Here is a 26,523-nt window from a genome sequence, read left to right as displayed (position 1 = left end):
TTCATGTATTGGTTTCGGGTGCAAAGATAGAACGGTTAAACCGTATTTCCAAATTTCTCTTTTATCCCCTCTGTTTCGTTTGGGCGCATGTATATGGAAATGCAATGTGCCGACTCTTTCGAATCGGCACATTGCGTGTTATGGCTCTCTCCTCTTTCCTCTCCTCCCTTTGCTCCTCACCCCTTCTTCCTAGCCCCCCCCCTTCGCCGGCCCCGGGGCTATTTGTTGCGCTCGATGAGCGAACGAATGCTCTGGATCAGCATGGTGACAGCCACGGAGTTGAAGCCACCCTCGGGAATGATGACGTCTGCATACTTTTTCGAGGGTTCGACGAACTCGTCGTGCATGGGCTTCACCGTGGAGGTGTATTGCGTGATGACGGACTGCATCGTACGCCCGCGTTCGCAGACGTCGCGCAGAATACGCCGGGCCAGCCGGATGTCGGCATCCGTGTCGACATAGACCTTGATGTCCATCAGATCGCGCAGTTCCTTGTTTTCGAAGATCAAGATACCGTCGACGATGATTACCTTCGAGGGTTTGACGCAGACGGTTTCGGGCATGCGGTCGTGCTCGACGAACGAGTAGACGGGATGTTCGATCGGAACGTTGTTTTTCAAGGCCTTGATGTGCTCGACCAACATCTCGGTATCGAAGGCCTGGGGATGGTCGTAATTGAGTTTCGTTCGCTCCTCGTAGGTGAGTTCGGGATGGGCCTTGTAGTAGTAGTCGTGGCAGAGCGTGGCGACATCGTCCCCGACGAACGCCTCCTGAAGCCGTTTGACGAGGGTTGATTTTCCCGAGCCGGTACCACCGGCGACACCGATAACCGTAACTTTCATACCGCGGGCGTTTTTAATCGGTTGACTGTTATTTCGTTCTATCGAAAAAGGACTGTCCGTACTCGTCGGACAGTCCTTTTCCGTGGAGTTTGCTTACGCGTCAATATTGGCGTAGTGGGCGTTCTTCTCGATGAATTCGCGGCGGGGCGGCACGTCGTCACCCATCAGCATCGAGAAGATGCGGTCGGCCTCGGCGGCATTTTCGATGTTGACCTGGCGCAGGATGCGCGTGTCGGGATTCATCGTGGTCTCCCACAGCTGGTGGGCGTTCATCTCACCGAGACCTTTGTAACGCTGTACGTGTGCTCCCTTGCCGAATTCGGCGGTGATCTCGTCGCGCTCCTTCTCGGTCCAGCAGTAACGCTCCTGCTTGCCCTTCTTGACCAGATAGAGGGGCGGGGTGGCGATGTATACGTGGCCGTTTTCGATCAGCTCCTTCATCTTGCGGAAGAAGAACGTCAGCATCAGCGTGGCGATGTGGCTTCCGTCGACATCGGCATCGGTCATGATGATGATCTTGTTGTAACGCAGCCCTTCGAGGTTGAGCGCCTTGGAGTCCTCCTCGGTTCCGATCTTGACACCCAGAGCGAGGAACATGTTCTTGATCTCCTCGTTCTCCCACATCTTGTGCTCCTGGGCCTTTTCGATGTTCAGGATCTTGCCTCGCAGCGGCATGATGGCCTGGAAGTTACGGTCACGGCCCGACTTGGCGGTACCGCCTGCGGAGTCACCCTCGACGAAGAAGATCTCGGCTTCCGAGCGGTCGCGGCTGGTACAGTCGGCCAGCTTTCCGGGCAGACCCGCTCCCGAGAGGACGGTCTTGCGCTGAACGAGTTCGCGGGCGTGACGGGCGGCGTGACGGGCCGTAGCGGCCAGAATCACCTTCTGCACGATGGCCTTGGCATCCTTGGGATTCTCTTCGAGATAATCGCCCAGAGCGGCAGCCATGGCCTGATCGACGGCGGCAGCCACCTCGTCATTGCCGAGTTTGGTTTTGGTCTGCCCTTCGAACTGAGGCTCGGCCACCTTGACCGAAACCACGGCGGTAAGACCTTCGCGGAAGTCGTCGCCGTTGATGTCGAACTTCAACTTGGAGAGCATGCCCGAATCCTCGGCGTACTTCTTGAGCGTTCGGGTCAGGGCCCGGCGGAATCCGGTCAGATGGGTACCGCCCTCGATGGTGTTGATGTTGTTGACGTACGAGTGGACGTTCTCCGAGAAGGAGTCGTTGTACTGCATGGCCACCTCGACCGGGACACCGTTCTTTTCGGTATCGAGATAGATGATCTGGTCGATGATCGGGGTTCCGCGCGTGGCGTCGAGATACTTCACGAACTCCTTGAGGCCCTCCTCCGAATAGAAGTGATCCTCACGGAGTTTCCCCTCCTCGTCGGGACGGCGGTCATAGAGGTTCAGATGGATTCCCTTGTTCAGGAACGCCAGCTCGCGGAGCCGGTTTGCGAGGATATCGTACTTGTATTCGGTGGTATGGGTGAAGATTTCGGCATCGGGCTTGAAGGTGATGGTCGTACCGCGGTCGGAGCATTCGCCGATGATCTCGACTTCGGAGGTAGGTTTCCCCTTGGAGTAGGTCTGGCGGAAGATCTTTCCTTCGCGGTGGACTTCGGCGATCAGCAGCGTGGAGAGGGCATTGACGCAGGATACGCCGACGCCGTGCAGACCTCCGGAGACCTTGTAGCTACCCTTGTCGAACTTACCGCCGGCATGCAGGACGGTCAGTACGACTTCGAGTGCGGACTTGCCCTCCTTTTCGTGGAATCCGGTGGGGATACCGCGGCCATTGTCCTTGACGGTGATGGAGTTGTCCTCGTTGATGGTGACATCGATATCGGTACAGTATCCGGCGAGGGCCTCGTCGATGGAGTTGTCCACGACCTCGTAGACGAGGTGGTGGAGACCCTTTTCGCCGATATCGCCGATATACATGGCGGGACGTTTCCGCACGGCCTCCAGACCCTCGAGGACCTGGATGTTGGATGCGGAATATTCTTCTTCCTGTTTCTTAATGATTTCTGGTTCGGTACTCATCTCAAACTTTCAAATATCGTACAAATGTACGAAAAGTTTTCGGATAATCCAATATGCCGGGGAGGCTTTCGGGCGGGAAAATCAGGCGAGTTCGGCTTCGAGATCGACCTCGCGGATCTTGCCCTGCGAGAAGAGGATGGCCCGTGCGGGATAGTTCTCGATCAGCGAGGTGTTGTGGGTGGACATCACCACGGCGCATCCGTCCTCGGCGATCCGGCGGAAGAGTTTCATGATGCCGTCGGCCGTCACGGGGTCAAGGTTTCCGGTGGGTTCGTCGGCCAGCAGCACCTGCGGGCGGTTCAGCAGGGCGCGAGCGATGACCAGGCGCTGCTGTTCGCCTCCCGAGAGTTCGAAGGGCATCTTGTAGCTTTTGGCGCCCAGCTCGACCAGCCCGAGAACCTTGTCGATGCGTTCGCGGATCTCGTGTTCGTACTTCCAGCCGGTGGCCTTCATCACGTAGTAGAGATTCATGAAGACGTTGCGGTCCGTAAGGAGCTGATAGTCCTGGAAGACGATTCCGATCTTGCGGCGCAGATAGGGGATGTCGCGGCGGCGGAGCTTCCGCAGGTCGAATCCGGCGATATGGCCTTCACCCGTAAGGAGCTGCATGTCGGCATAGAGGGTCTTCAGGAGCGAGCTTTTGCCGCTGCCGACGCGTCCGATCAGATAGACGAACTCGCCGGGACGGATAGCGAGGTTGACCTCCGAGAGGACCATTTCGCCCTGGCGGAGGAGTTTCTTTTCGGAGACGCTTCCGAAGGGGTCGTCGGCGTGGTAGATGGCCACGTCGCGGAGCTCAACGACATAGGAATTGTCCATGACAGTTTTCGGTTTACCGAGGCCAAAGATACGAAAAAATCTCCGGAACGGGGGAGCCGGAGGGTGAAAAACGGGAAAAATGTATTATCTTTGCCGCGTCTACGGTCGACAGCCGACTGCAAGCAAATTCGGGGGTGCCCGGTTTTGACAGCAGGCAGAGTTTGATTGTAAGCACGCCGAGCGCTGTGTGGCGGCTCGTAAATCCCGACGCTCGAACTACAAATGGCAATAACAGCTACGCACTCGCTGCCTAATTTTCAAGGAAAATTAGCTTAATCGCCGAGGCCAAGGCGTCTTGGCGACGAGTATCCCGGAGAGGTGTTCCGCTCTTTAATGCCTTTCCATACGGGGTATCATTCATTTAGAGATAGTGCACCGGCGGTCCCGACCGGCGTGCGAAGATCAAGGGACTGGGCCCTGTGCTGGGTTGTTGCCTGCCAGGTACGGGGAGAAGGATCAAACGGCGACTAAGCGTGTAGAAAGCTTTCGGGTTCCCTGTTTGGACGCGGGTTCGACTCCCGCCACCTCCACAAGCGAAATTGGCATCTGCTTAAATATTAAGTAGATGCCAATTTGTGTTTCAGCAGCCGTTTCACTTTTTGACAGCCGTCGACCGACACGTGAAAGCAATTCTCAACCGCGCTTCCGCACCTGTTTTTTGCATGGCAAGCTGCTGCACACGCCCCGAGGATCCTGTTGGAGCCGACGCAAAACGACTGGACTGTCAACCTGTTAAAACATAGAAAACCATGAAAGTCAAGCCAAATCGGGAAATTCCGGTTCTCTTCCTCAAGGGGAGTGAAGAACTTGAACGTGCAACGGGTGTCACCAGCAGCAGAGCGCACGCAAACGCTGGCAGCACGTGGTGATAACGATTGAACGGCGCTCGCGCCCGATACTCGAATAGCCTTTTCTCAGCGAATGCCGCCCGCAGCGTGCCGTATCAACGGAAAAAATTCTATCTTTGTAGTCGAAAAATCCAAAACCACCACACAGATGAAAAAGATACTGCTTCTGGGCTCGGGCGAACTGGGCAAGGAGTTCGTGATTGCGGCCCAGCGTCTGGGCCAGACGGTCGTTGCGTGCGACAAGTATGCCGGAGCACCGGCCATGCAGGTGGCCGATGCCTGCGAAGTCTTCGACATGCTGGATGGCGAGGCCCTTTCGGCCGCCGTTGCCAAACACCGCCCGGACATCATCGTCCCGGAGATCGAGGCGATCCGCACCGAACGCCTCTACGACTTTGAGCGCGAGGGGATCCAGGTCGTCCCGAGTGCCCGTGCCGTCAACTTCACGATGAACCGCAAGGCGATCCGCGACCTGGCTGCCAAGGAGCTGGGGCTGAAGACGGCCCGCTACTTCTACGCCATGACGCTCCAGGAGCTTCGCGAGGCGGCCGACCGGATCGGCTACCCGTGCGTGGTCAAGCCGCTGATGTCGTCGTCGGGCAAGGGCCAGTCGGTGGTCCGTTCGGCCGACGAGGTGGAGGCTGCCTGGCACTACGGTTGCGAGGGCTCGCGGGGCGACATCCGCGAACTGATCGTCGAGGAGTTCATCCGCTTCGACAGCGAGATCACGCTGCTGACCGTCACGCAGAAGAACGGCCCGACGCTCTTCTGCCCGCCGATCGGTCACGTGCAGAAGGGCGGCGACTACCGCGAGAGTTTCCAGGCGCCTGAGATTGCCCCCGAACACCTGGCCGAAGCACAGCGTATGGCTGCCGCCGTCACGGGAGCACTGACCGGCGCCGGCCTTTGGGGCGTGGAGTTCTTCCTGAGCCACGAGAATGGCGTCTACTTCTCGGAGCTCTCGCCGCGCCCGCACGATACGGGCATGGTGACGCTGGCCGGGACGCAGAATCTCAACGAGTTCGAACTCCACCTGCGGGCCGTGCTGGGGCTTCCGATCCCGGAGATCACCTTCGAACGGATGGGCGCCAGCGCCGTGATCCTCTCGCCCGTGGCCACGCAGACGCCGCACTATGAGGGCGTAGCGGAGGCACTGGCCGACAATCCGCGTACCGACATCCGTATTTTCGGCAAACCGACGGCGCGCGTCAACCGCCGCATGGGTGTCGTCGTGGGCTACGAACCGCTGGGCAGCGACCTTGACGCGCTGCGCGACCGGGTGAAGGCTGCCGCCGCCAAAGTCAAGGTAACCGAATAAAAACCGGAACAACTGAAGATACCCATGAAGACCTACGCCATTATTGAGACCGAAAAGGGAACGATGAAGGCCGAGCTCTACGCCGACGAGACGCCGGGTACGGTGGCCAACTTCGTCGACCTGGCCGAACACGGCTTCTACGACGGACTGACGTTCCACCGTGTCATTCCGGACTTCGTGATCCAGGGCGGCTGCCCGCGTGGAGACGGAACCGGAGGACCGGGCTATACGATCAAGTGCGAGACCTCGGCACCGCGCCAGCGCCACGACCGGGGCGTGCTGTCGATGGCCCACGCCGGGAAGGACACGGGCGGATCGCAGTTCTTCATCTGCATGAACCGCGAGAATACGAAACACCTCGACGGAGTTCACACCTGCTTCGGACAGGTGGTCGAGGGGCTGGAGGTGATCGACGACATCCGCCGCGGAGACCGCATCCTCTCGATCCGCATCGTCCGGGAGTAAGATCTCGATATCAACGGCAGGCCCTTGACATAAAATATCAAGGGCCTGCTTCATATATGGGTATTTCAGATACCTATTCTTCTCTGGGGACCAGCATAAAGAAGCTGCTGATCTCCTGCTGATCCAAAGCCTGACGAACGTTAAACCGCTTGACCTGAGGCTCATATCCGGACTTCACGACCTTGATTTCAATTTGCACATCGCGCGAATTTTCGTAGGTTAAGCCCAGGATATTAAACGATCGGGTCTCTTCATAAGGCGTCGTCATCAGATAGGTTTCATTGGTATTCTTTACGACAGCCGGGATACTTGAAAGCACACGATAAAACACCCGAGCGCCCTGCGGATCGGAATCGATCGCCCAGCGGATGATTGTTTTTTCGAGAGCCGTTTGCCCTGGAGTATCCCTGCTGACATGTTTCCGCGCTTCACCTTTCGGGATCGACGTATCGGAATAGAGTTTTGCGGCTTCCGCCGATTCTCTCAATGCCGCAGCCTGCATGGCCTGAATCAGCGCCTGATTGCTTCGTTTGAGCGTTTTTTTCGAAGCGCCGCAAGAGGAGAGTGTCAAAGCGGCTGAAAGAATGGCGATTGTTGAGATGAGATGTTTCAAATTCATGTTAGTCAATAAAATGTGCCTGTCCCTGGCGTAAATTCTATGGGTGTGGAAGACACATAAAAAACGTGGGACAATATTTTTGTTTTGGTCGCTAAGGTCTTCCACAACCCGTACCCCCAATAACAGAATAAAGCCCACGTGAAACACGTGAGCGTCAAACTTTATTCCTGAGGGTCTTGTAAAGTGGAAGTTTAAGCGACCGGAATAAAAATAACGCTTTTTATATGTCGTGTGCCATGATGGCACGAAAATTTCAATTACGGATTCTTCATAGGCTATGGGGTTTAAAAGGTTCAATATACGGACAAAAATAGGAAAAAACTTTGAAAAATCCATAGATTAGTCCCTTTTTCTTAGGTCTGAGCGGAAGCAAAAGGGAGAGGAGTCAAGCAAAGCCGCCACTCCTTGCTCGGGAGTGGCGGCTTTGTAACGAATGCAGACCGTTGGGGTTATTTTCCGAAAGCGGCCTTGATCTTGTCCGTTGCCTTCTTGAGCAGCTCCTCGGGGCAACAGAGCGTGATGCGGATGTAACGCAGACCTTCGGAACCGAAGATACCGCCCGGTGTGAGGAAGACATCGGTCTTCTCCATCACCTCGTCCGAGAACGAGAAGCTGTCGCCCTTGTAATCCTCGGGGAGTTCGGCCCAGACGAACAGACCGGCCTGATGCTCGCGGTAGGAGCACCCCAGCGCGTTGAGCAGTTCGTAGGCCTGACGCTCACGCCCGTAGTAAATCTCGTTGAGCTGCTTGTACCAATCCTCACCGAGGGCGAGCGCCGTGGCGGCAGCCGCCTGAATGGGGTAGAACATACCGGAGTCCATGTTGCTGCGGAAGGTCATGACATCCTTGATCCACTCGGCCTTTCCGACCAGCACGCCGACGCGCCATCCGGCCATCGAGTGCCCCTTCGACAGGGAGTTGAGCTCCAGGGCAACCTCCTTGGCACCCTCGACGGCCATGATCGAGAGCGGACCGGCCGAGTTGCGGATGAAGCTGTAGGGGTTGTCGTGGATGATCAGAATATTGTGCTTGGCGCCGAAGTCGATGATCTTGCGGAAGAGTTCCATCGAACCGACCTGTCCGGTCGGCATGTTGGGGTAGTTGACGAGCATCATCTTCACGCCGTCGAGCCCGGCCTTTTCGATAGCCTCGAAATCGGGGTAGAAGTTCGTCTCCTTGTTGAGCGAGTAGGGGACCATAACACCTCCGGCGAGCTTCACGCCGGCCGAGTAGGTCGGATAGCCGGGGTTCGGGACGAGGACCTTGTCGCCGGGATTGAGGAACGTCATGCAGATGTGCATGATACCCTCCTTCGAGCCGATCAGGGGGTAGACCTCCGACTTGAAGTCGAGATCGACATGATACCATTTCTTGTACCAGTCGGCAAAAGCCTTACGCAGAATGGGTTCACCCTGATAGGACATGTACTTGTGTACGTCGGGGCGCTGGGCCTCCCTGGCCAGGCAGTCGATGACGGACTGATGAGGCGGAAGGTCGGGGCTTCCCATGGCCAGTTTTACGATCTGGCGGCCCGTAGCCGCTTCAATCTCAGCTATTTCGCGCAGACGACGCGAGAAATAGTACTCTCCGATACCGTCCATGCGGTGTGAACGGGCGATGTTGACTGCTTTTGCCATATTGTGTTAGATTTGGGATTATGCTGTCGACAAAGATAGGCAATTCGCGGGAATATTAAAAAATTATAGGAACAAAAACGGCGAAAACGCCTTTCGCGGGCGGTGCAGGCACCTCAGCAGGCGTTTCACGCGAATCTGTTTTGCGAACTGAGGCTCTTTCAATAGAGGTAGCGCTCCATCAGCGGCACGAGCAGGGCCGTAGCCAGCCCCATCAGCGCCATGGCCAGTCCGCTCAAGGCGCCTTCGACGACCCCGATTTCGATGGCCCGTGCGGTACCGATTCCGTGTGCGGCGGCACCGAGGGCGAAACCGCGGGCTTCGGGATCCCGGACGCCGCAGTGGCGGAGAATCCACTCGCCGAAGATGCTGCCGAAGATTCCGACGCAGAAGACCACCACGGAGGTAACCGAGACGTTTCCGCCCAGCGGTCCGGCCACCGATACGGCAATGGGGACGGTGACCGATTTGGGCGCGAGCGAGTTCAGGATCTGGCGTTCGACGCCGAATGCCTCGGCGATGTAGACGACGCTCAGCCCGCCGACCACACAGCCGGCGAGTGTGGCCACGGCTACGGGCATCAGACTGCTGCGGAGCCGTTCCAGCTGTTCGTAGAGCAGGTAGCCCAGAGCGACGACCGACAGGCCGAGGGCGAAATTGAGGATGCCGGTTGCCTCCTGATACCGGGGGTAGTCGATGCCCGCGCAGCGCAGGAAGACGATCACGGAGACGAACGTCAGCAGCACGGGATGGAGCAGCGGCATGTGCGAACGCCGGTAGATGAGCGTTCCGAGGCAATAGAGGCCCACGGTGAGGGTGAGCAGGAAGAGGTCCGATCGGAGGAACTGGAAATCAAGCATGGTGGCGTTGTTGTTTGATGTGACGCAGCCGGACTCTGCGGTTCAGGCTTTGGAAGGTTTTTCCGGTGACGAAGAGCACAAGGATCGTCGAGATGATTCCCGAGACGAGGATTGCCCAGAGGTTTTCGAGAATGACGCGGTACGAATCCATGAGGCCCACGCCGTAGGGGACGAAAAAGAGGGCCATGGCTCCGAGCAGGAAGCGGGCCGCCGGGCGGATGGTTTCGGCCTTGACCCAGTGCATGCAGAGCGAGACGAAGAGGAGGATCAGTCCGATGATGTTTCCGGAGATGTATCCGCCGGTCAGGAGGCTCAGGGCATTTCCGATGAGCCAGAAGAGGAGAATGAAGAAGAGTCCGGTCATAAAATCACATTTACGTTCACACACGGTTATCGGCGGGGGCAAACCCGACAAACGGCGAAGCCGACTTCCTCGGGAGGTCGGCTTCGCTGCGGGATTCCGCCGTTTTCGGGCGGCAAATATAGCGCAAGAAGCGTGTATACGCAAATTTATTTTCGTCGGATCTCCCGGAGCGGGCATTTTGTCTGGCTGCAGGAGGCGCAGCCGCCCCTTCGACGGCCGCACAGCAGCCGCCAGAACCAGACGACCGCTGCAGCGACGGCCGCCGCCACAATTCCCCAGACGATATAGTCCTGTACACCGTTCTCCATGGTCTGTCAGCAGAAGAGCCGTGCGATGTGGTAGACGATCCAGGCCATCACCCAGGCGACGGCCGTGTTGTAGAGGATCGACGCAGTGGCCCATTTCCATCCGGCCTCGGTGCCGATGGCCACGACGGTGGCGATGCACGGCACGTAGAGCAGGATGAAAACCAGGAAGGCCAGGGCGGCCGCCGTCGAGAAGTCGCCGCTCTCAAGCAGCCGTTGCGAAAGGGAATCCAGCTGCTCTTCGTCGGACGCATCCGCCGTTTTGCCGGCATTGTCGACCGTCGATCCGGCCGTCGATTCGGCCGTTGATCCGACCGCAGCGTCTTCGACGAGGAGCTGGGTCGGGGCATCCGCACCGCCGATGATGCCGATGGTCTGCGGCGGAAGCTGCGCACCGGGCGTCTGTGCCGACGGAGCGTCGGCCTCGGTCTGCGGTTCGGCATAGAGGACGCTGAGTGTCGAGACGACGATCTCCTTGGCCGGGAGTCCCGAGAGCAGCGCCACGCTGGCCTTCCAGTTGAATCCCAGCGGGCGGAAGACCGGTTCGCATCCCTTTCCGATGCGTCCCAGATAGGAGTTTTCGTAATGGGTTTCGCTGCTGGCCCCCTTTTCCGAACGGGGGTAGTAGCTCAGGGCCCAGACGATGACCGATGCGATGAGGATCATGCCGCCCATCTTCTTGAGATACTGCGCACACTTGTCCCACATGTGCGAGAGGGTGGTCTTCCAGGTCGGGAGACGATAGGGTGGCAGCTCCATGACGAACGGCGTCTCGTCGACGGGGAAGAGGAAGCGCCGCATCAGCCGGGCGGTGATGATTGCCACGACGATGCCCAGCAGATAGAGTCCCAGCATGACGGCGCCGGCGTTGGCCGAGAAGAAGACCCCGGTCATGAGGATGTAGATTGGAATTCGCGCACTGCAGGACATGAATGGCGTTATCAGGATGGTAATCAGCCGACTGCTTTTGCTTTCGATGGTCCGGCAGGCCATGATGGCGGGGACGTTGCAGCCGAATCCCATGATCAGCGGGATGAACGATTTTCCGTGAACGCCGATGCGGTGCATGACGCGGTCCATGATGAAGGCCGCGCGGGCCAGATAACCCGAATCCTCCATGAAGGCGATGAAAAGGTAGAGGATCATGATGTTCGGGAGGAAGACGATGACCGACCCGACGCCGCCGATGATACCGTCGACGATCATGTCACGCAACGCTCCGGCGGGCATCAGTGCATTGACGCCGCGGCCGATCCAACCGACCAGCGCCTCGATCCACGACTGGGGATAGGCTCCGATGCTGAACGTGCACCAGAACATCAGCCCCATCAGGGCAAAGAAGATCGGGAATCCCCAGAGTTTGTGGGTGACGAAGGTGTCGATCAGCGCCGTTGCGGTCACCTCTTCGCGTTTGCCGGGGGTGTAGGTCTCCTTCAGGGCGCCCTGGATGAAGCCGTATTTCTGGTTGGCGAAGGCCGTTTCGACATCTTCGCCCAGCGCTTCGGAAATCCGCTTGGCCTCGCGGTCACGGATTTCGACCCAAACCGGGTAGCGTTCGCAACTGCGCAGCGACTCCTCGGCCTGCTTGTCGCTTTCGAGCATCTTCATGGCCCAGTATCGGGGCGGAAAGGCCTTGGGCAGTTCGTCGCGGTGGAGGCTCATGTCGCTGTTGAGCTTGCGCAGACTCTCGTCGATGACCGGCCCCATGTTGATATGAATGTGGCGCACGCGCTCGTCCCGGTTTTCGTAAACATTGATTACCGTATCGAGCAGATCGTTGATACCCTTGTTGTTGCGGGCCTCTACCGGAACCATCGGTACACCCAGCATGCGACCCAGACTGTCGTAATCGAGCGTCGAACCGCTGGCTTTGAGCTCATCGTACATGTTCAGTGCCACGACCATCCGCGGGTTGATGTCGATCAGTTCGGTGGTGAGGTAGAGGTTGCGCTCGATGTTCGAGGCAACGACCGAGTTGATCACCACGTCGGGGGTCTGCGTGGCGAGGTGGTGACGGACGAACCGCTCTTCGGGGGTGTAGGCCGACAGGGCGTAGGTGCCGGGCAGATCGGTGATCTCGAAGCGGTAACCCTTGTATTCGCAGTGTCCGCTCTTGGCACCGACCGTCACGCCGCTGTAGTTTCCGACGTGTTCGTGACCGCCCGAGATGGCGTTGAAGAGCGAGGTTTTGCCGCTGTTGGGGTTTCCGACCAGTGCCACGGTAATCGTGCGGCTCTGGCGGTCCAGCACCTCTTCGCGCGAAGCGCACTCGTCGTCATCGCTGTCCGTTGCGGGATCGTTCGGATTGCCGTCTGCGGTCGCCTGGCGGATCCGCTCGGCCCGGCGGGCGAGGTATTCGTCGGCTTCACTGTCCGAGAGGACTTCGACCATTTCGGCTTCGCTGCGCCGCAGCGAGATATCGTAACCCATGATCCGGTATTCGATGGGATCCTTGAGCGGGGCATTGAGAATCACCTCGACCCGCTCGCCGCGGACGAATCCCATCTCCATGATGCGGCGCCGGAAACCGCCGTGGCCCATGACCTTGACGATCGTGGCGGATTCACCGCTTTTCAATTCGGAAAGACGCATTTTTCACGTAGAGTTTTTCGGCTGCAAAAATACGATATTATTCCGAGACGGTCAATCCCCGATCATAGGTATCTTTTGTCCTGGGGGGCAGGTTTTGCGGAGCGTCCGTTTCCGGAGATTCGGACAAGATCCGTTTTTCCGGGCGGATTGGGCTAATATTCGGCCGTTTTTGCGCTGTCGGGGAGTCAAAACGGGGGCAGGCCCCTGTCAAAAGGCTGTTTTTCCTTGAAAAAAACGCGTTTTTCGGGCTTCAGAGGCTGGGGTTTAGAATATTTTTATATCTTTGCGATGATAACAACCCAAAAACTCTAAAACAATTAAAATTCTAAAACCATGAAAGAGTTAGTAGAAAAGATCAATGCCGAGTTCGAAGTATTTGCTGCCAATGCAGCCGCTCAGGTTGAGAAGAACAACAAGGCTGCCGGTACGCGTGCCCGCAAGTCGGCTCTTGAGCTTTCGAAGCTGATGAAGGAGTTCCGCAAGGTATCCGTAGAGGCTTCGAAATAATTCGCATTTCGGATTGTGAAAAAGGTCGCGGCTCGAAGTCGCGGCCTTTTTTGTTTGAACATTCCGGCGCTTTTGGCACCTCCGGACACGCTTCGGGAGTTTCCTTTGAGTCAGTTGCCCCGCCGTCACATTTTGATGCCGTAACGACGGAAGACCTCGAAATCGAGCTCCTTGAGGCCCGTTTTGGGATAGGGAACCGCTTCGTTGTGGTCGTTCAGATAGAAGCGTGGCGCTGTCCGGTCGTAATCCGGACTGACAAGCGAAACCTGTGTCGAGAGGTAACGGCCCTCGATCGAAGCCATGTCGGCCATCGTGTGGAAGAGGGCATGGGTATTGGCCGGTGCGGTTTCGTTGGCTCGGGCCGCCTCGACCTTTTCGGGGAACGTGCGGCAATACTCCTCCGAGAACCAGGCCAGCGACGCCACACAGAGTTGATAGGCCGTGGTGGTGGGCGAGGCGTGGAGGAAGCGTTCGCGCGAATCGTCGATCAGATCCTCGCCGTGGTCCGCACAATAGAGCAGGGCCGAGGAGGTATTTTCGAGCGATTCGAGGAATCCGATTGTCTCGGCGAGGAAATAGTCCGTATAGAGGATCGAGTTGTCGTAGGCATTGACCAGCGTCTGACGGTGCTTCAGAGCAATGGCGACGTCATCGTCGGGCAGGAAGCGGGCGAATTCGCGCGGATAGCGCTGATGATAGCTGAAGTGCGAGCCGTAGCAATGGAGGATGAAGAGGATCTTCCGTTCATCGGTCCGTTCGAGCACCCGCCTCATCTCGTCGAGCAGCTGCATGTCGTGGCGCGGCGAGCGGATGTAGATCAGATGGTTGGCATCGTGGGCCAGATTGTCGATCATGGCACCCTGAGGCGACTGGTTGGAGATGAACCAGGTGTCGAATCCGATCTCGTTGAAGAGGGCGGGAAGCCCCTTGCGACGATAGAGCTCCTCGTGTTCGTCGGTGGCCACCGACGAGAGGATCAGTGGGACGCTTTTGTGGGTAGTGTTGCTCTGGGTGAGCATGTCGCGGAAGACCACCACGTCGTTGCGCTTCGACAGGCGCGGATTGGTCTCACGTTCATATCCATACAACTGCCAGTTCATGGCGCGGGCCGCCTCCCCGATGATGTAGACGTAGACCTCGCGGCCGGGAGCCTGGGCCGTACGCCGGGCCTCGAAGGAGAAACCCTCGGAACTTTTTTCGAAGTTGTGCGACTTGCGGAACTCCGAGCCGCTCAAGCCGAGGTTGTAGATGACATTCAGCGGGAAGATTTCGTCGCGCAGGACGTGCTTCGATTCGCTGACGTGGTAGGCGGGCCAGAGCGCCAGCAGACCCAGCGAGAAGAGGGCGGCGCCGGTCAACCCGATGCTCATACGGGAGGTATGGGAGATGTAGCGCTTGTGGGCGATTTCGCGTGCTGCCAGCCAGAGCAGCGGAATGTAGATCACGCAGACCAGCACGACCGACGGATAGATGTTGCTCAGCAACTCGTTGGCCTCGCCGGGATTGGTCGTCAGAACGTTGGTGAACATGTCCGTGGCGATGATCGAGTTGCCGAACAGGTAGAGCAGCACGATCTGGAAGGCGCAGAAGAAGATGAACGGGAATCCGAGCCAGATCATCACTCCCGAGCGGCGGAGCGCCACGCTCCACATCATGTAGAATCCGAGCGGCAGGAGTATCAGTGCTTCATCACTCCAGATGGAGTATTCTTCCGTATTGATCAACACGCAGTTGGGAATGATCAACGCCACGAAGAAGTAGACCGTCAGCAGCGTGGTGAAACGGCTGCGGGTCTTGACGATCCGATGCACCTCTTTCCGATTCTTCTCAACACTCATAGTCCGTTCGTCTTACACTTAAAAAGCTTCGTTGATGCTCAGCAGGAAACTGTTCGTCTCCTTGCCGAATCCGTAGTCGAGTCGCACGTTGACCCGTTTTTTGAGTTCCCAGCGCAGGCCGAGACCGTAGTTGGGTAGCGTCTGGTTCCACTGGAAATCGCGGAACGTATGGAAGACGTTGCCGGCTCCGCCCCAGACGACGCCTCCGATGCGTCGCCAGATCCGCTGCCGGAGTTCCACCTGAAAGGTGATCATGTTGTTGTCCGTGAAGCGGCCGAGGTAGTATCCGCGCATGCGCTGGTTGTCACCCAGTCGGGCGAGCATGGGCCAGGGGGTGCCGTCGGAGTTGAATTCGGCAAAGAGATCAACGGCCAGGATGCAGTCTTTCCACACGCGCTGATAGGCATCGGCCGTGAAGGTTGTCTGCCAGAGTGCCCGGCCGCAATTGCCCAGCGCCTTGGGGAAACAGGTCTCCCGGAAGCTGACATAGACCCCTTTGAAGGGGTTGGGAATGAAATCGCGGCTGTCGTATTCAACTAGGGCTCCGATTCCCGTAGCGACATATTGCGAATTTTCGCCGTCGAGGTATTCGGGTTTCGAGAAACGGATGCCTCGCGTGTAGTCGAAGTTGACCAGTCCGCCGACGAAGGTGTTCGGCAACACCTTGTGCAGATAGCGGGCGTCGATCATGATCCGTTTTTCGGAGTAGGTGCTCACCTCGTTGTGGAGCGCGTTATCGTATCCGATACCCCAGAAATCGCGGGGCGCTGAAGCGAAAGTAACGTTGTAGCTCAGGCGCTGTTTATTCTTGGAAAAGATGTTGTTACCGAACATACCGACGGAGTAGAACCCCGTGATCGAGACATTCGCGAAGACGGAAACGTTCGACGGTGAAGTGATCGAATCGGTACGGTCCAGCCGATAGAGGCCCGCGGCGAGGGCTGCGATTCCGAGACTGGTTGTTTTCGAATAGCTCGGGCCTCCGGCAAAGGTGAAGTCGATTTTTTTCTCGAAGGTCCGGTCGGTGGTCGATTCGCCGAAATAGTCCACGATCCGTTTCAGGAAGGACTTTTTTCGGGGTGTGTCCTGCGGCAGCGGGGTGTAGGTATAGCGAATGGTGTCTCCCTGTGCGAGGCTCCATTCGGATTCCTGTGCGACCCCGGGGCTGAGGGCTCCCGTGAAGACGGTCAGGAGTGCCAGCAAGGCGGATCGGCGCAGCATGCGTTAACGATACTTCTCGATGGTTTGGTAAAAGGCCTCTTTATCGGCTTCGGAGAGGACGCCCTTGCGCATGAATACCAGCTCACCCTCCTTGGAGACGATCAGCAGTACGAACTGGTTGTTGCAGTCGCCCAGGCCCCAGGCCTTGCTCAGGATGCGGCCTTCGTCGGCCAGGACCGTGGCGCCGTTCTTTTCGGTGCGTTTTTTGGCCATGCTGCGGGCCATGCCGTTGGGGATCATGGGGGCATCCATGAGGTTCATGATACCGAATCCGTAGAGGTTGTCACCCGAGGCGCGGTGGTTGCGTTCGAGTTCGTAGGTAAAGTCTTCGTTCTGCTTGTGCCGGTCGGGATCGACGTAGAATATCATGAGGTTTTTCTCTCCGAAGTGGGGCAATTTGGCGGGTTTGCCGTTCAGGTCGAGGATCTCGACATTCTGCACCTTGCGGGGCAGCTGCTGAGCGGAAACCGTCGAGAGGGTCAGCACTGCGGCTGCCAGCATCACCATTCCTTTCATCTTCATAGGTTCTGGATATTTTCGGTTTCGTTGCAATAAATCGGGGGCAAAGTTACGACAAAATCCTTGAACATCGAGGGGTGCAACGCTTCTATTATTGTTCTAATGGTCATTTTTTTCAGTCGGATCGGTTACCGAAGGGGCCCGGACGAAGGGTCTGCAGCCGGCCGGGAGCAGCAGGAGGAAGATCCCGGACCGGCATAACGGACCATCTTCTGGTCAAAAGCACCTTTCCAAACCGGACGCCAACTGCAAAATGCGTTCCGGGAATTTTGTCCGAAAATTCCGGTGGCGGATTTGGAGACCATCGGCCGAAACTTTATCTTTGCGGCGATGAAAACACGTGTACTTTTTGTCTGTTTGGGCAACATTTGCCGCTCTCCGGCCGCCGAGGGCATTCTGCGGGACCGGATCGAACGGGCGGGGCTTGCGGATGCAATCGAAGTGGATTCGGCCGGCACGTACGGCGGTCATCGGGGTGACCTGCCCGATCCTCGGATGCGCAGTGCCGCAGCCCGCCGGGGGTATGCATTGACCCACCGGGCCCGTCAGATTCGGGAGGAGGATTTCGACCGTTTCGACCGGATCATCGTCATGGACGACATGAATTACGAAACGCTTCACCGGATGGCTCCGTCGCGGGCCGCGGCGCAGAAGATCTACCGCATGACCGATTTCTGCCGTCATCATCCCGACTGGAGCTACGTTCCCGACCCCTATTACGAAGGTCACGACGGGTTCGAGCTGGTGCTGAACCTGTTGGAGGACGGTTGCGAGGGTTTGCTGGAGGATATTCGGCGTCGGAAGGATTGAGCATTCATCCTGGCACAGAATCCGCTCCTCCCTGCATCACCGGCCCGGCGGCACCGTCTCAGAATCAGAAGTCGAAGCCGAAACTCAGACTGTAGGTGTTGCGCAACAGAGTCTCCTTCTTGGCGAAAAGGTAGGCGAAGTCGAGACACAGATGCAGGATGCGCACCCCGACGCCGGCCGACCAGTAGCTGGGGTAGTAATAGCGCTGTTCGCCGTAGTGATAGCCGCCCCGGAACTGGACGAGCTGCATGAGGTTGTACTCCACGCCGAGTGACATCTGGTAGCCCCGGACATCCTTCGGGTAGAAATAGTAGCCCAGATCGGCGCCGACCGTGATTTCGTGGGCATCGCTGAGGAACGTATCGAGGGCTGCGCCGGCCGTGAGATCGACGGGCAGCGAGTGGTCGGTATCGGAGAGATACGCACCGAGATTGGCCAGTTTGGCGCCGGCCCGCAGCGTGGAGTAGCTGCCGATTTCCAGCGGCAGTTGATAGGCGACGCTCACGTCGGCGGCCAGGGCATCGGCCGAAGCGTCGGGACGTCGCAGATGCAGATAGCGTCCCACGATACCGACGGCCCACCGTTCGTTGATCCGCCGCGTGTATCCCAGATCGACGGCCATGTCGTTGTTGCCGTTTTCGCGCAGATATTGCCGCCAGCCGGCCTGCACGGTATTGGAGACGTTGATGCGGCAGCTTCCCGAGACGGCATAGTAGTCGAATTGCCCCTGCCCGTAATAGGAAGAGGATACCTGCGAAGAGGTCATCGAGAAGGCGACCAGCGCCGGGTTGTTGTAGATGGCATGCGAACTGGAGAGCGTGGTCATCATCACGCCGCCCATGCCGATAGCCTTGGCATCGGGACTCGGAAGGGTGGCCTCCTGGGCCGAAACGGCGCCATGCAGAGCCGCAACGGCCGCCAAAAGGATCACGAATCGTTTCATACTGCAACTGAGTGGTCTGGCGGAAACCCGGCACGACGCTCGGCCGGCTTCCGCATTGGACAAATATAGTGAAAGGCGAGCGCAACGCCAAAAAACAGCTTGCTGATTTTTTGCATTGCCGAGGCGCATCCTATATTCTCCAAATATAGCGAAAAATTTGTCAGCGCCAACCCTTTGGAGTAAAATTGGCAACCTGTGGGACAAAAACGCAACCATTTGTCCGATCTTCGGATCCGGACACAAAAAACGGAGCGCCTCCAGGGAAACGCTCCGAAAAAAGTCCGTAAGAAAGGGTTAGCCCCCCAAAAAAGGGGTTAGCCCCCCTCCACCGGTGGTTTAGCAGTTCATGGCACCGCAGCAGTGGATCACCTGGCCGCTGACATACGACGAGAGATCCGACGCGAGGAACAGGGCCACCTTGGCGACCTCCTCGGGCGTACCGCCGCGACGCAGCGGAATCTGCTTGTACCACTCCTCCTTGACCGAGTCGGGGAGCTTGTCGGTCATGTCGGTCATGATGAAACCCGGGGCGATGCAGTTGGCACGGATGCCGCGCGAACCCATCTCCTTGGCGATCGACTTGGCCAGACCGATCATACCGGCCTTCGAGGCGGAGTAGTTGCACTGCCCGGCATTGCCGCTCACGCCGACGACGGACGACATGTTGATGATCGAGCCGCTCTTCTGACGGGCCATGATCGGCATCACGGCGTGGATGAAGTTGAATGCCGACTTGAGGTTGACCGTCAGCACGGCATCCCACTGCGCCTCGGACATGCGCATCATCAGCCCGTCCTTCGTGATTCCGGCGTTGTTGACCAGGATATCGATGCGGCCGAAGTCCTCCAGGATCTGCTTGATGACCTGATGGGTCTCTTCGAAGTTGGCGGCGTTCGAGGCATAGCCTTTGGCCTTGACGCCGAGGGCGGCGATTTCGGCCTCGGTAGCCTTTCCGTTCTCGTCGATCACCAGATCGGTGAAGGCGACGTCGGCACCTTCCGAAGCGAATTTCAGAGCGATGGCCTTGCCGATACCGCGTGCGGCACCGGTGATGACGGCCACTTTTCCTTCGAGCAATTTCATAATCGTATTATTTTAAAGGTAATATCAACCAATTTTGCAGCGCAAAGATAGGAAAAATATCCGAAACCCGTTCTTAATGACACGTTCGGGAGATGAATTTCGTCAAAATTGCTTATCTTTACTGTCCGAAAAGCATGCCTGCCCGATGAAGCGCTTCATACTGCCGTTGATGATCCTCACAGCCGCCGTTGCGTCGGCCGCTGAACCGTGGATCTGCACCACGGCCGGCCGGCGCCTGATCTACGAAGAGTCGATCGGCGGTGTACAGACAGGCACGCTCGACAAACTTGTCGCGTCGGACGACAACGGCGAAATTACCCTGACCTACACCAAAGAGAATAATCCGATCGTCGAACGCTGGCGGATCTATCCCGATTCGACGGTTCTGCAGATCGAAGTCCCGGCAGAGATGCAGGCCCTGCTCGATACGCTGCAGGTGCGGGATGTGGATTTTCGAACCCGGAATCTGGTCTTGCCCGCCGAGATGAATCCGGGCGATCTCTTCCCGGGCTTCGGATTCTCGGTCTCGGGAACGCGCGGGGACGAACGCACGACCCTCTCCGTGCGTTCGGACAGCGTGCGCGTTGCCTCCTGCGGACCGATCCGCACGCCGGCCGGAAAGTTCGACGCCGTGCGCCTCGAGTTCCGCACCCTCACGACTCTGGGTGACCAGGAGGTTGCGGGCCGCATGATTCAGTGGATGGCCCCGGGCATCGGCCTCGTGCGGCAGGAGATTCCCGTTTGCGAAGGGGTGGCCAGCGTCGTGGAACTGAAAAAAATCACTCAATAACCCTTGATAAAAGAACATGAAAAGAGATTCCCGGATTTTCGATCTGATTTCCGAAGAGCGGAGCCGTCAGATGCACGGCATCGAGCTGATCGCCTCGGAGAACTTCGTCAGCGATGAGGTGATGGAGGCCATGGGCTCGGTGCTCACGAACAAGTATGCCGAAGGTTACCCCGGAGCACGTTACTACGGAGGTTGCGAGGTGGTTGACAAGGTGGAGTCGCTGGCCATCGAGCGTCTTTGCGAACTCTACGGTGCGGAGTGGGCCAACGTTCAGCCGCACTCGGGCGCCCAGGCCAACATGGCGGTCTTCTTCGCCTGCATGCAGCCGGGCGACACCTTTATGGGACTGGACCTCGCACACGGTGGCCACCTTTCGCACGGTTCGCCGGTCAACATGTCGGGCAAGTACTTCAAGGCCGTCGGCTACCGGCTGGACGAGGCTACGGGCCGCATCGACTACGATGCCATGGAGCAGCTGGCCATGGAGTGCCGTCCGAAACTGATCGTGGGCGGCGCTTCGGCCTATTCGCGCGAGTGGGACTACAAGCGCATGCGTGAGATCGCCGACAAGGTGGGCGCGCTGCTGATGGTCGACATGGCCCACACGGCGGGACTGATCGCCGCCGGGCTGTTGGACAACCCGGTGAAATACGCCCATATCGTCACCTCGACGACCCACAAGACGCTGCGCGGTCCGCGCGGAGGTATCATCCTCATGGGCAAGGATTTCGAGAATCCGTGGGGGCTCACCACGCCGAAGGGCGCCGTGAAGATGATGTCGCAGATTCTCAATGCATCGGTCTTCCCCGGCATCCAGGGCGGGCCGCTGGAGCACGTCATTGCAGCCAAGGCCGTGGCCTTCGGTGAAGCGTTGCAGCCCGAGTACAAGGAGTACCAGCTCCAGGTCAAGAAGAATGCCGCCGCCATGGCCGAAGCCTTCATGAAGCGTGGATACAAGATCGTCTCGGGCGGTACGGACAACCACCTGATGCTGGTCGACCTGCGCACGAAGTTCCCCGATCTGACGGGCAAGCTGGCCGAGAAGTGCCTCGTTGCGGCCGACATCACGACCAACAAGAACATGGTTCCGTTCGATTCGCGCTCGCCGTTCCAGACCTCGGGACTGCGCTTCGGTACGCCGGCCATCACCACGCGCGGCCTGAAGGAGGATCAGATGGACTACATCGTCGGGCTGATCGACCGGGTGCTGAACGATCCGGAGAACGAGGCCAACATCGCCGCCGTCCGCAAGGAGGTCAACGCGCTGATGGCCAACTATCCACTCTTTGCCTGGTAGCATGCTGACGGAGGAGATACTGGATTTCCTGCGGCGGCTGTATGAGAACAACGACCGCGAGTGGTTCGATGCCCACCGGGCGGAGTGGACGCACGTCAAGGGGTTGTGGGCCGACTTCACGGCGGAGCTCATCGAGGGCATCGCGTCGTTCGACGACTCGGTGCGCGGTCTGCGGCCGCAGGACTGCACCTACCGCATCGCCCGCGATACGCGTTTCTCGCCCGACAAGCGTCCCTACAAGACCTGGATCGGCGCCTTTGTCGCTCCGAAGGGCAAGAAGTCTGGCTATGCGGGTTACTACTTCCAGCTCGAACCGGTGACGGACGAGGGGAAGGGTTGCAACCACCTGCTGGGGTCGGGTGCGGTCTGCCTTGAACCGGCTGTGCTGCGGTCGATCCGCGAAGAGGTATTGGACCATGGGGCCGAGATGCAGCAGTCGATCCACGCGGCCCGTGGGTTTCGGCTCGATCCGACGAACCGCCTTAAGCGGGTCCCGACGGGCTTTCCGTCCGATTCGGAACATGCGGATCTGCTCAAACAGAAGGACTTTTGCCTGGTGAAGCAGGTTGACGAAGAGTTTGTGCATGCGGAGGATCTGGCGGCGCGTGTCGTCGCGGAGTTCCGCCGCACGCAGCCCTTTATCGCGCAGTTGAACCGGGCCATCCAGTACGCCTACGAAGAGATGTGACCGGCGGATTCCCCGGAGGGGGGGGGCAGCCGGACGGAGCTGGAGCCTTCTGACAAGGGCCCGGACCCGGCAATAGGAGAACGGAACCGGCGAATAGGGGACCGGAGCCGGCGAATAGGAGAACGGAGCCGGCGCCTTCTGACAAGGGCCCGGCCCCGGCAATAGGAGAACGGAACCGGCGAATAGGGAACCGGAGCCGACGCTCTCTGACAAGAACCCGGAATTCGGCAATCCGGCAATGAAAAAAGGTGGAAGTTTTCGCTTCCACCTTTTTTGTAATCCGTCTATGAGTTGACTGGTTGTTCCAAGTCTTGCAGTTTTCGGATCCGCCGTTTTGCTGAACTGTTGCGGAGAACATTCCCCGATGATCCGGCCTTTCGTGTTACCGTTTCCTCTTGGGAGCTTCGATGTTTGGTTTGTTCCCGCGCCAACGCCTACTCGACGGTCACCGATTTGGCCAGGTTGCGGGGTTGGTCGACATTGCGACCCTTGTAGACGGCGATGTAGTAGGCCAGCAGCTGCAGCGGTACCGAGACGACCACCGGCATGAGACACTCGGTGATGACCGGCACCTCGATGACGTAGTCGGCCGAACGACTCACCTGCCGATCTCCGCGGGCACAGACGGCGATGATCTTGCCGCCGCGAGCTTTGATCTCCTCGATGTTCGAAGCGGTCTTCTCGTAGGTGTGGTCGGGCGTTGCAATGGCCACGGTCGGCATCTCGGCGTCGATCAGCGCGATGGGGCCGTGCTTCATCTCGGCGGCGGGGTAGCCCTCGGCGTGGATGTAGGAGATCTCCTTGAGTTTCAGTGCCCCTTCGAGGGCCGTGGGGTAGTTGTATCCGCGCCCCAGGTAGATGAAGTTGCGGGCATAGGTAAAGATTTTCGAGAGGTCGGCGATCTGCGGCGCCACCTTGAGCACCTCCTCGAGCGTCTCGGGCAGGTGAAGCAGTGCCGAAGCCACCTCGTGGTAATACGCCTCCGAGACGCTTCCCTTCTCGCGGCCGATGGCCAGCGCAAGCATGGCCATGACGGTCACCTGCCCGGTGAAGGCCTTCGTCGAGGCGACGCCTATCTCGGGCCCGACGTGGATGTAGGCCCCCGAGTCGGTGGCGCGGGCGATCGACGAACCGACGACGTTGCAGATGCCAAAGACGAAGGCGCCGGCCTTGCGGGCCAGCTCGACGGCGGCCAGCGTGTCGGCCGTTTCGCCCGATTGCGATACGGCGATGACGATATCGTCCTGCCGGATGATCGGGTTGCGGTAGCGGAACTCCGAGGCGTACTCCACCTCGACCGGAATGCGGCAGATCGACTCGATCAGGTGCTCGCCGATGAGCGAGGCGTGCCACGAGGTGCCGCAGGCTACGAAGATGATCCGCTGCGCCTGGAGAAAGCGGTCGCGGTGGTCGATCACCCCGGAGAGCTTCACCTCGCAGGTTTCGGGGCTGATCCGCCCGCGGATGCAGTCGACGAGCGTGTGCGGCTGTTCGTAGATCTCCTTGAGCATGAAGTGGGGATAGCCGCCCTTCTCGAGCTGTGAGATCGAGAGCTGCAGTTTGCGGATGTCGATCCGGGCGTCGTGGTTGTCCAGCGTGACAACCTTCAACGGGGCGTTGCGGTTGATGACGGCGATCTCGCCGTCGTTCACGTAGACGAAATCCTCGGTATACTCGATGATCGAGGCGGCATCCGACGAGAGGAAATACTCGCCACTCCCGATTCCGATGACCATCGGGCTGCTCTGCCGCGCGGCGATGATCTCGTCGGGATTCCCCTTCTCGATCACGGCGATGGCGTAGGCGCCGACAACCTGCCGCAGGGCCTGTTGCACGGCCTCTAGCAACGTGCAATGGTTCGTCGTGCGGACATACTCGATCAGGTTGACCAGCACCTCGGAGTCGGTGCTGCTGCGGAACGTATAGCCGTTCTCGACGAGCGCCTCCTTCAACACGCGGTAGTTCTCGATGATGCCGTTGTGGATCAGCGCGATCTCACCCGATTCGGAGCAGTGGGGATGGGCGTTGACGTCGTTCGGCACACCGTGGGTGGCCCAGCGGGTGTGGGCAATACCGATCGAACCCGAGAGATCCTTGCCCTGCAGGAAATGCTCCAGATCGGAGACCTTTCCCCGGCATTTGTAGACGTTCAGTTGTCCCTGCTCATCGACCAGCGCCACGCCCGCGCTGTCGTAACCCCGGTATTCGAGGCGATGCAAACCTTTGAGGAGAATCGGGCAGGCCTCGCGCCGTCCGACATAACCGACAATTCCGCACATGTTTCCCAGTTTTTAAAGCCACAAGATAAGAAAATTTTTTAATAACAGATATGCAAAGGGGGGGGGAAATGTTTTTTCCCCCCCCCTGTTTGTGACCGAATCGGCGATCCTCACGTCGACGACTGCAGGTCTATCGGACAAATTTCCGCATGGTCTCGACCATGTGTGAATTGCCGGCCACGATCGATACGCCACAGTTGTCGCGCAGCGATTCGACCACGCCTCCGGCCTCCGCGATGAGCGCTTCGCAGGCCTTGTCGACGCGCGTCACCACGTCGTGGAGGTTCGACTTGGCCTCTTTTCCCCTCCCCCCCCCGAGATCGCCGCCCCGGAAACTCTCCATCTGGATGGTTCCGGCCTGCCGGGCCAGCCCGACGGCAAACTCCAGATACTCCCCGTACATCGTTCTAACGGCTTTCGGCGAAATACTTGTAGAAGAGCGGAATGGTCTCCACGCCGCGCTCGAACTGCTCGAGGCCGTAGCTCTCGTTGGGCGAGTGGATGGCATCCTCGGCCAGTCCGAAGCCGATGAGCAGCGACTTGATGCCGAGAATCGACTCGAACCCGCTGATGACCGGGATCGACCCTCCGGAATAGAAGGGCAGCGGCTTCTTGCCGAAGGTCTCCGTGACGGCACGCTCGGCAGCCTTGTAGGCTGGCATGTCGGTCGGGGCGACGTAGGGCATGCCGCCGTGGAGCGACCGGACGACGACCTTCACGCTCTTGGGGGCAATCCGCCGGAAGTGGCGTTCGAAAAGTTTCGAGATCTTGCGGTAGTCCTGATTCGGAACCAGCCGCATCGAGATCTTGGCCGAAGCCTTCGACGGGATGACGGTCTTGGTTCCCTCGCCCGTGTAGCCGCCCCAGATGCCGTTGACATCGAGCGACGGACGCACACCCGTGCGTTCGAGCGTCGTGTAACCGGCCTCGCCCTCGACATCGCCGATCTCGAGCGACTTCTTGTAGGCCGCCAGGCTGAACGGCGCGCGGTTGAAGGCGCGGCGCTCCGCGGGGGTCAGCTCGCGCACGTCGTCGTAGAAGCCCGGGATCGTCACCCGTCCCTGTTCGTCGATCAGACTGGCTACCAGCCGCGTCAGCACGTTGGCCGGATTGGCCACCGCACCGCCGAACAGTCCCGAGTGCAGATCCTTGTTCGGACCCGTGACCTCGACCTCCATGTAGGCCAGGCCGCGCAGTCCGCAGGTGATCGACGGAGTCTGCATCGAGAGCATCGAGGTGTCCGAGACGAGGATGATGTCGGCCTTGAGCAGCCGCTTGTTCTGCCGGCAGAAGTCGTAGAGGCTGGACGAACCGATCTCCTCCTCGCCCTCGAGCATGAACTTCACGTTGCAGGGCAGCGTGCCGGTGGCGCACATCGCCTCGAAGGCCTTGGCGTGCATCCACAACTGGCCCTTGTCGTCGTCGGCGCCGCGACCCCAGATGCGGCCGTCGCGGATGACCGGCTCGAAGGGGTCGGTGTGCCACTCCTCGCGCGGATCGACCGGCATGACGTCGTAATGGCCATAGACCAGCACGGTCCTGGCCTTCGGGTCGATGATCTTCTCGGCATAGACGACCGGATTGCCCGCCGTGGGCATCACCTCGGCACGGTCGGCTCCGGCCTTGACCAGCGCCGCGGCCAGGAACTCGGCGCAGCGCTGCATGTCGGGCTTGTGCTCCGACTGGGCGCTGATCGACGGGATGCGCAGCAGGTCGAACAACTCATTGATGAAGCGATCTCTGTTGGCTTCGATATACTCCTTTACTTGATCCATCTTCCAGACTTGTTTGCGGCAGACCCGGCCATCCTTCCCGGACGTGACGGAGCTGCCA

24 protein-coding genes and 1 other RNA gene are annotated in these 26,523 nt (G+C 58.9%); 8 read left to right on the top strand and 17 right to left on the bottom strand.

Annotated features, from left to right (window positions below; all coding sequences use genetic code 11):
* Nucleotides 1-218 precede the first annotated feature (218 nt).
* From udk to B5E60_RS06160, 3 genes are all read right to left on the bottom strand, one after another.
* Nucleotides 219-842 carry a uridine kinase gene (udk, locus tag B5E60_RS06170; RefSeq protein WP_087310376.1) on the bottom strand — a complete coding sequence of 208 codons (624 nt, stop codon included), beginning with the start codon at nucleotides 840-842 and terminating at the stop codon, nucleotides 219-221.
* A 93-nt stretch (nucleotides 843-935) separates the two neighbouring features.
* Nucleotides 936-2,891 carry a DNA topoisomerase (ATP-hydrolyzing) subunit B gene (gene gyrB / locus B5E60_RS06165; RefSeq protein WP_087310374.1) on the bottom strand — a complete coding sequence of 652 codons (1,956 nt, stop codon included), beginning with the start codon at nucleotides 2,889-2,891 and terminating at the stop codon, nucleotides 936-938.
* 81 nt (nucleotides 2,892-2,972) lie between these two features.
* On the bottom strand, nucleotides 2,973-3,710 hold the full coding sequence (locus B5E60_RS06160; RefSeq protein ID WP_087310372.1) for a cell division ATP-binding protein FtsE: 738 nt from the start codon (nucleotides 3,708-3,710) through the stop codon (nucleotides 2,973-2,975).
* A 130-nt stretch (nucleotides 3,711-3,840) separates the two neighbouring features.
* Between B5E60_RS06160 and ssrA the strand changes: the two genes are divergently transcribed.
* The 3 genes from ssrA to B5E60_RS06145 all read left to right on the top strand — a co-directional run bounded on the left by ssrA (nucleotide 3,841) and on the right by B5E60_RS06145 (nucleotide 6,341).
* Nucleotides 3,841-4,243, top strand: a transfer-messenger RNA (tmRNA) gene (gene ssrA / locus B5E60_RS06155).
* 388 nt (nucleotides 4,244-4,631) lie between these two features.
* The gene (purT, locus tag B5E60_RS06150) at nucleotides 4,632-5,876 is read left to right on the top strand and encodes a formate-dependent phosphoribosylglycinamide formyltransferase (RefSeq protein WP_262481282.1); all 1,245 of its coding nucleotides are present in this window, start codon (nucleotides 4,632-4,634) and stop codon (nucleotides 5,874-5,876) included.
* Nucleotides 5,877-5,900: 24 nt separating this feature from the next.
* Nucleotides 5,901-6,341 (top strand): peptidylprolyl isomerase, encoded by a 441-nt coding sequence (locus B5E60_RS06145; protein WP_087310368.1) that lies wholly within the window; start codon nucleotides 5,901-5,903, stop codon nucleotides 6,339-6,341.
* A gap of 73 nt (nucleotides 6,342-6,414) precedes the next feature.
* On the opposite strand, the gene B5E60_RS06140 is transcribed toward B5E60_RS06145, so the two are convergent.
* The 6 genes from B5E60_RS06140 to feoB form a co-directional block, all read right to left on the bottom strand.
* The gene (locus tag B5E60_RS06140; protein ID WP_087310365.1) at nucleotides 6,415-7,296 is read right to left on the bottom strand and encodes a hypothetical protein; all 882 of its coding nucleotides are present in this window, start codon (nucleotides 7,294-7,296) and stop codon (nucleotides 6,415-6,417) included.
* A 113-nt stretch (nucleotides 7,297-7,409) separates the two neighbouring features.
* Nucleotides 7,410-8,597 carry a pyridoxal phosphate-dependent aminotransferase gene (locus tag B5E60_RS06135; RefSeq protein ID WP_087310363.1) on the bottom strand — a complete coding sequence of 396 codons (1,188 nt, stop codon included), beginning with the start codon at nucleotides 8,595-8,597 and terminating at the stop codon, nucleotides 7,410-7,412.
* Between the two features lie 158 nt (nucleotides 8,598-8,755).
* Entirely contained in the window at nucleotides 8,756-9,454 is a 699-nt protein-coding gene (locus B5E60_RS06130) for an LrgB family protein (protein ID WP_087310361.1), read from the bottom strand.
* On the bottom strand, nucleotides 9,447-9,818 hold the full coding sequence (locus tag B5E60_RS06125; RefSeq protein WP_087310359.1) for a CidA/LrgA family protein: 372 nt from the start codon (nucleotides 9,816-9,818) through the stop codon (nucleotides 9,447-9,449). Before B5E60_RS06125 ends, B5E60_RS06130 begins: the two co-directional genes overlap by 8 nt.
* 146 nt (nucleotides 9,819-9,964) lie before the next feature.
* Entirely contained in the window at nucleotides 9,965-10,126 is a 162-nt protein-coding gene (locus B5E60_RS14470; protein ID WP_122120888.1) for a FeoB-associated Cys-rich membrane protein, read from the bottom strand.
* Nucleotides 10,127-10,132: 6 nt separating this feature from the next.
* Nucleotides 10,133-12,715 (bottom strand): ferrous iron transport protein B, encoded by a 2,583-nt coding sequence (gene feoB, locus B5E60_RS06120; protein ID WP_087310357.1) that lies wholly within the window; start codon nucleotides 12,713-12,715, stop codon nucleotides 10,133-10,135.
* 333 nt (nucleotides 12,716-13,048) lie between these two features.
* Between feoB and B5E60_RS06115 the strand changes: the two genes are divergently transcribed.
* Nucleotides 13,049-13,222 carry a histone H1 gene (locus tag B5E60_RS06115; protein WP_087310355.1) on the top strand — a complete coding sequence of 58 codons (174 nt, stop codon included), beginning with the start codon at nucleotides 13,049-13,051 and terminating at the stop codon, nucleotides 13,220-13,222.
* A 125-nt stretch (nucleotides 13,223-13,347) separates the two neighbouring features.
* On the opposite strand, the gene B5E60_RS06110 is transcribed toward B5E60_RS06115, so the two are convergent.
* From B5E60_RS06110 to B5E60_RS06100, 3 genes are read right to left on the bottom strand one after another with little or no spacing between them, the layout of a single operon-like run.
* Complete coding sequence (locus B5E60_RS06110; RefSeq protein ID WP_087310353.1) at nucleotides 13,348-15,060, bottom strand: phosphoethanolamine transferase; 1,713 nt, start codon at nucleotides 15,058-15,060, stop codon at nucleotides 13,348-13,350.
* Between the two features lie 18 nt (nucleotides 15,061-15,078).
* Nucleotides 15,079-16,281, bottom strand: a complete 1,203-nt coding sequence (locus B5E60_RS06105; RefSeq protein ID WP_087310351.1) for a BamA/TamA family outer membrane protein — start codon at nucleotides 16,279-16,281, stop codon at nucleotides 15,079-15,081.
* A 3-nt stretch (nucleotides 16,282-16,284) separates the two neighbouring features.
* A complete protein-coding gene (locus B5E60_RS06100) occupies nucleotides 16,285-16,803 on the bottom strand; it encodes a hypothetical protein (RefSeq protein ID WP_087310349.1) in 519 nt (172 codons plus the stop codon).
* Nucleotides 16,804-17,130: 327 nt separating this feature from the next.
* Here B5E60_RS06100 and B5E60_RS06095 point away from each other — a divergent pair, with 327 nt between their 5' ends.
* On the top strand, nucleotides 17,131-17,610 hold the full coding sequence (locus tag B5E60_RS06095; protein WP_087310409.1) for a low molecular weight protein-tyrosine-phosphatase: 480 nt from the start codon (nucleotides 17,131-17,133) through the stop codon (nucleotides 17,608-17,610).
* A 64-nt stretch (nucleotides 17,611-17,674) separates the two neighbouring features.
* Here the strand turns inward: B5E60_RS06095 and B5E60_RS06090 are convergent, their stop codons facing one another.
* Both B5E60_RS06090 and fabG read right to left on the bottom strand, forming a co-directional pair.
* The gene (locus B5E60_RS06090; RefSeq protein ID WP_087310347.1) at nucleotides 17,675-18,553 is read right to left on the bottom strand and encodes a PorV/PorQ family protein; all 879 of its coding nucleotides are present in this window, start codon (nucleotides 18,551-18,553) and stop codon (nucleotides 17,675-17,677) included.
* A gap of 336 nt (nucleotides 18,554-18,889) precedes the next feature.
* On the bottom strand, nucleotides 18,890-19,636 hold the full coding sequence (gene fabG / locus B5E60_RS06085) for a 3-oxoacyl-[acyl-carrier-protein] reductase (protein ID WP_087310345.1): 747 nt from the start codon (nucleotides 19,634-19,636) through the stop codon (nucleotides 18,890-18,892).
* Between the two features lie 145 nt (nucleotides 19,637-19,781).
* Between fabG and B5E60_RS06080 the strand changes: the two genes are divergently transcribed.
* From B5E60_RS06080 to B5E60_RS06070, 3 genes are read left to right on the top strand one after another with little or no spacing between them, the layout of a single operon-like run.
* Complete coding sequence (locus B5E60_RS06080) at nucleotides 19,782-20,426, top strand: TapB family protein (protein WP_087310343.1); 645 nt, start codon at nucleotides 19,782-19,784, stop codon at nucleotides 20,424-20,426.
* Between the two features lie 16 nt (nucleotides 20,427-20,442).
* Nucleotides 20,443-21,723, top strand: coding sequence for a serine hydroxymethyltransferase (glyA, locus tag B5E60_RS06075; RefSeq protein ID WP_087310341.1), 1,281 nt, complete (start codon nucleotides 20,443-20,445; stop codon nucleotides 21,721-21,723).
* A 1-nt stretch (nucleotide 21,724) separates the two neighbouring features.
* Nucleotides 21,725-22,411 carry a DUF2461 domain-containing protein gene (locus B5E60_RS06070; RefSeq protein ID WP_087310338.1) on the top strand — a complete coding sequence of 229 codons (687 nt, stop codon included), beginning with the start codon at nucleotides 21,725-21,727 and terminating at the stop codon, nucleotides 22,409-22,411.
* A gap of 434 nt (nucleotides 22,412-22,845) precedes the next feature.
* Here B5E60_RS06070 and glmS read toward each other — a convergent pair whose 3' ends face one another.
* The 3 genes from glmS to B5E60_RS06055 form a co-directional block, all read right to left on the bottom strand.
* The gene (gene glmS, locus B5E60_RS06065; protein ID WP_087310336.1) at nucleotides 22,846-24,690 is read right to left on the bottom strand and encodes a glutamine--fructose-6-phosphate transaminase (isomerizing); all 1,845 of its coding nucleotides are present in this window, start codon (nucleotides 24,688-24,690) and stop codon (nucleotides 22,846-22,848) included.
* A gap of 130 nt (nucleotides 24,691-24,820) precedes the next feature.
* Nucleotides 24,821-25,093 carry an inositol monophosphatase family protein gene (locus B5E60_RS06060; protein ID WP_087310333.1) on the bottom strand — a complete coding sequence of 91 codons (273 nt, stop codon included), beginning with the start codon at nucleotides 25,091-25,093 and terminating at the stop codon, nucleotides 24,821-24,823.
* Nucleotides 25,094-25,097: 4 nt separating this feature from the next.
* Entirely contained in the window at nucleotides 25,098-26,465 is a 1,368-nt protein-coding gene (locus B5E60_RS06055) for a dipeptidase (RefSeq protein ID WP_087310331.1), read from the bottom strand.
* Nucleotides 26,466-26,523 lie beyond the last annotated feature (58 nt).

Source organism: Alistipes sp. An116 (assembly GCF_002161005.1).
Classification (GTDB): domain Bacteria; phylum Bacteroidota; class Bacteroidia; order Bacteroidales; family Rikenellaceae; genus Alistipes; species Alistipes megaguti.
The sequence above is the reverse complement of the archived record's forward strand: the minus strand, read 5'-3'. Positions and strand labels throughout refer to the sequence as shown.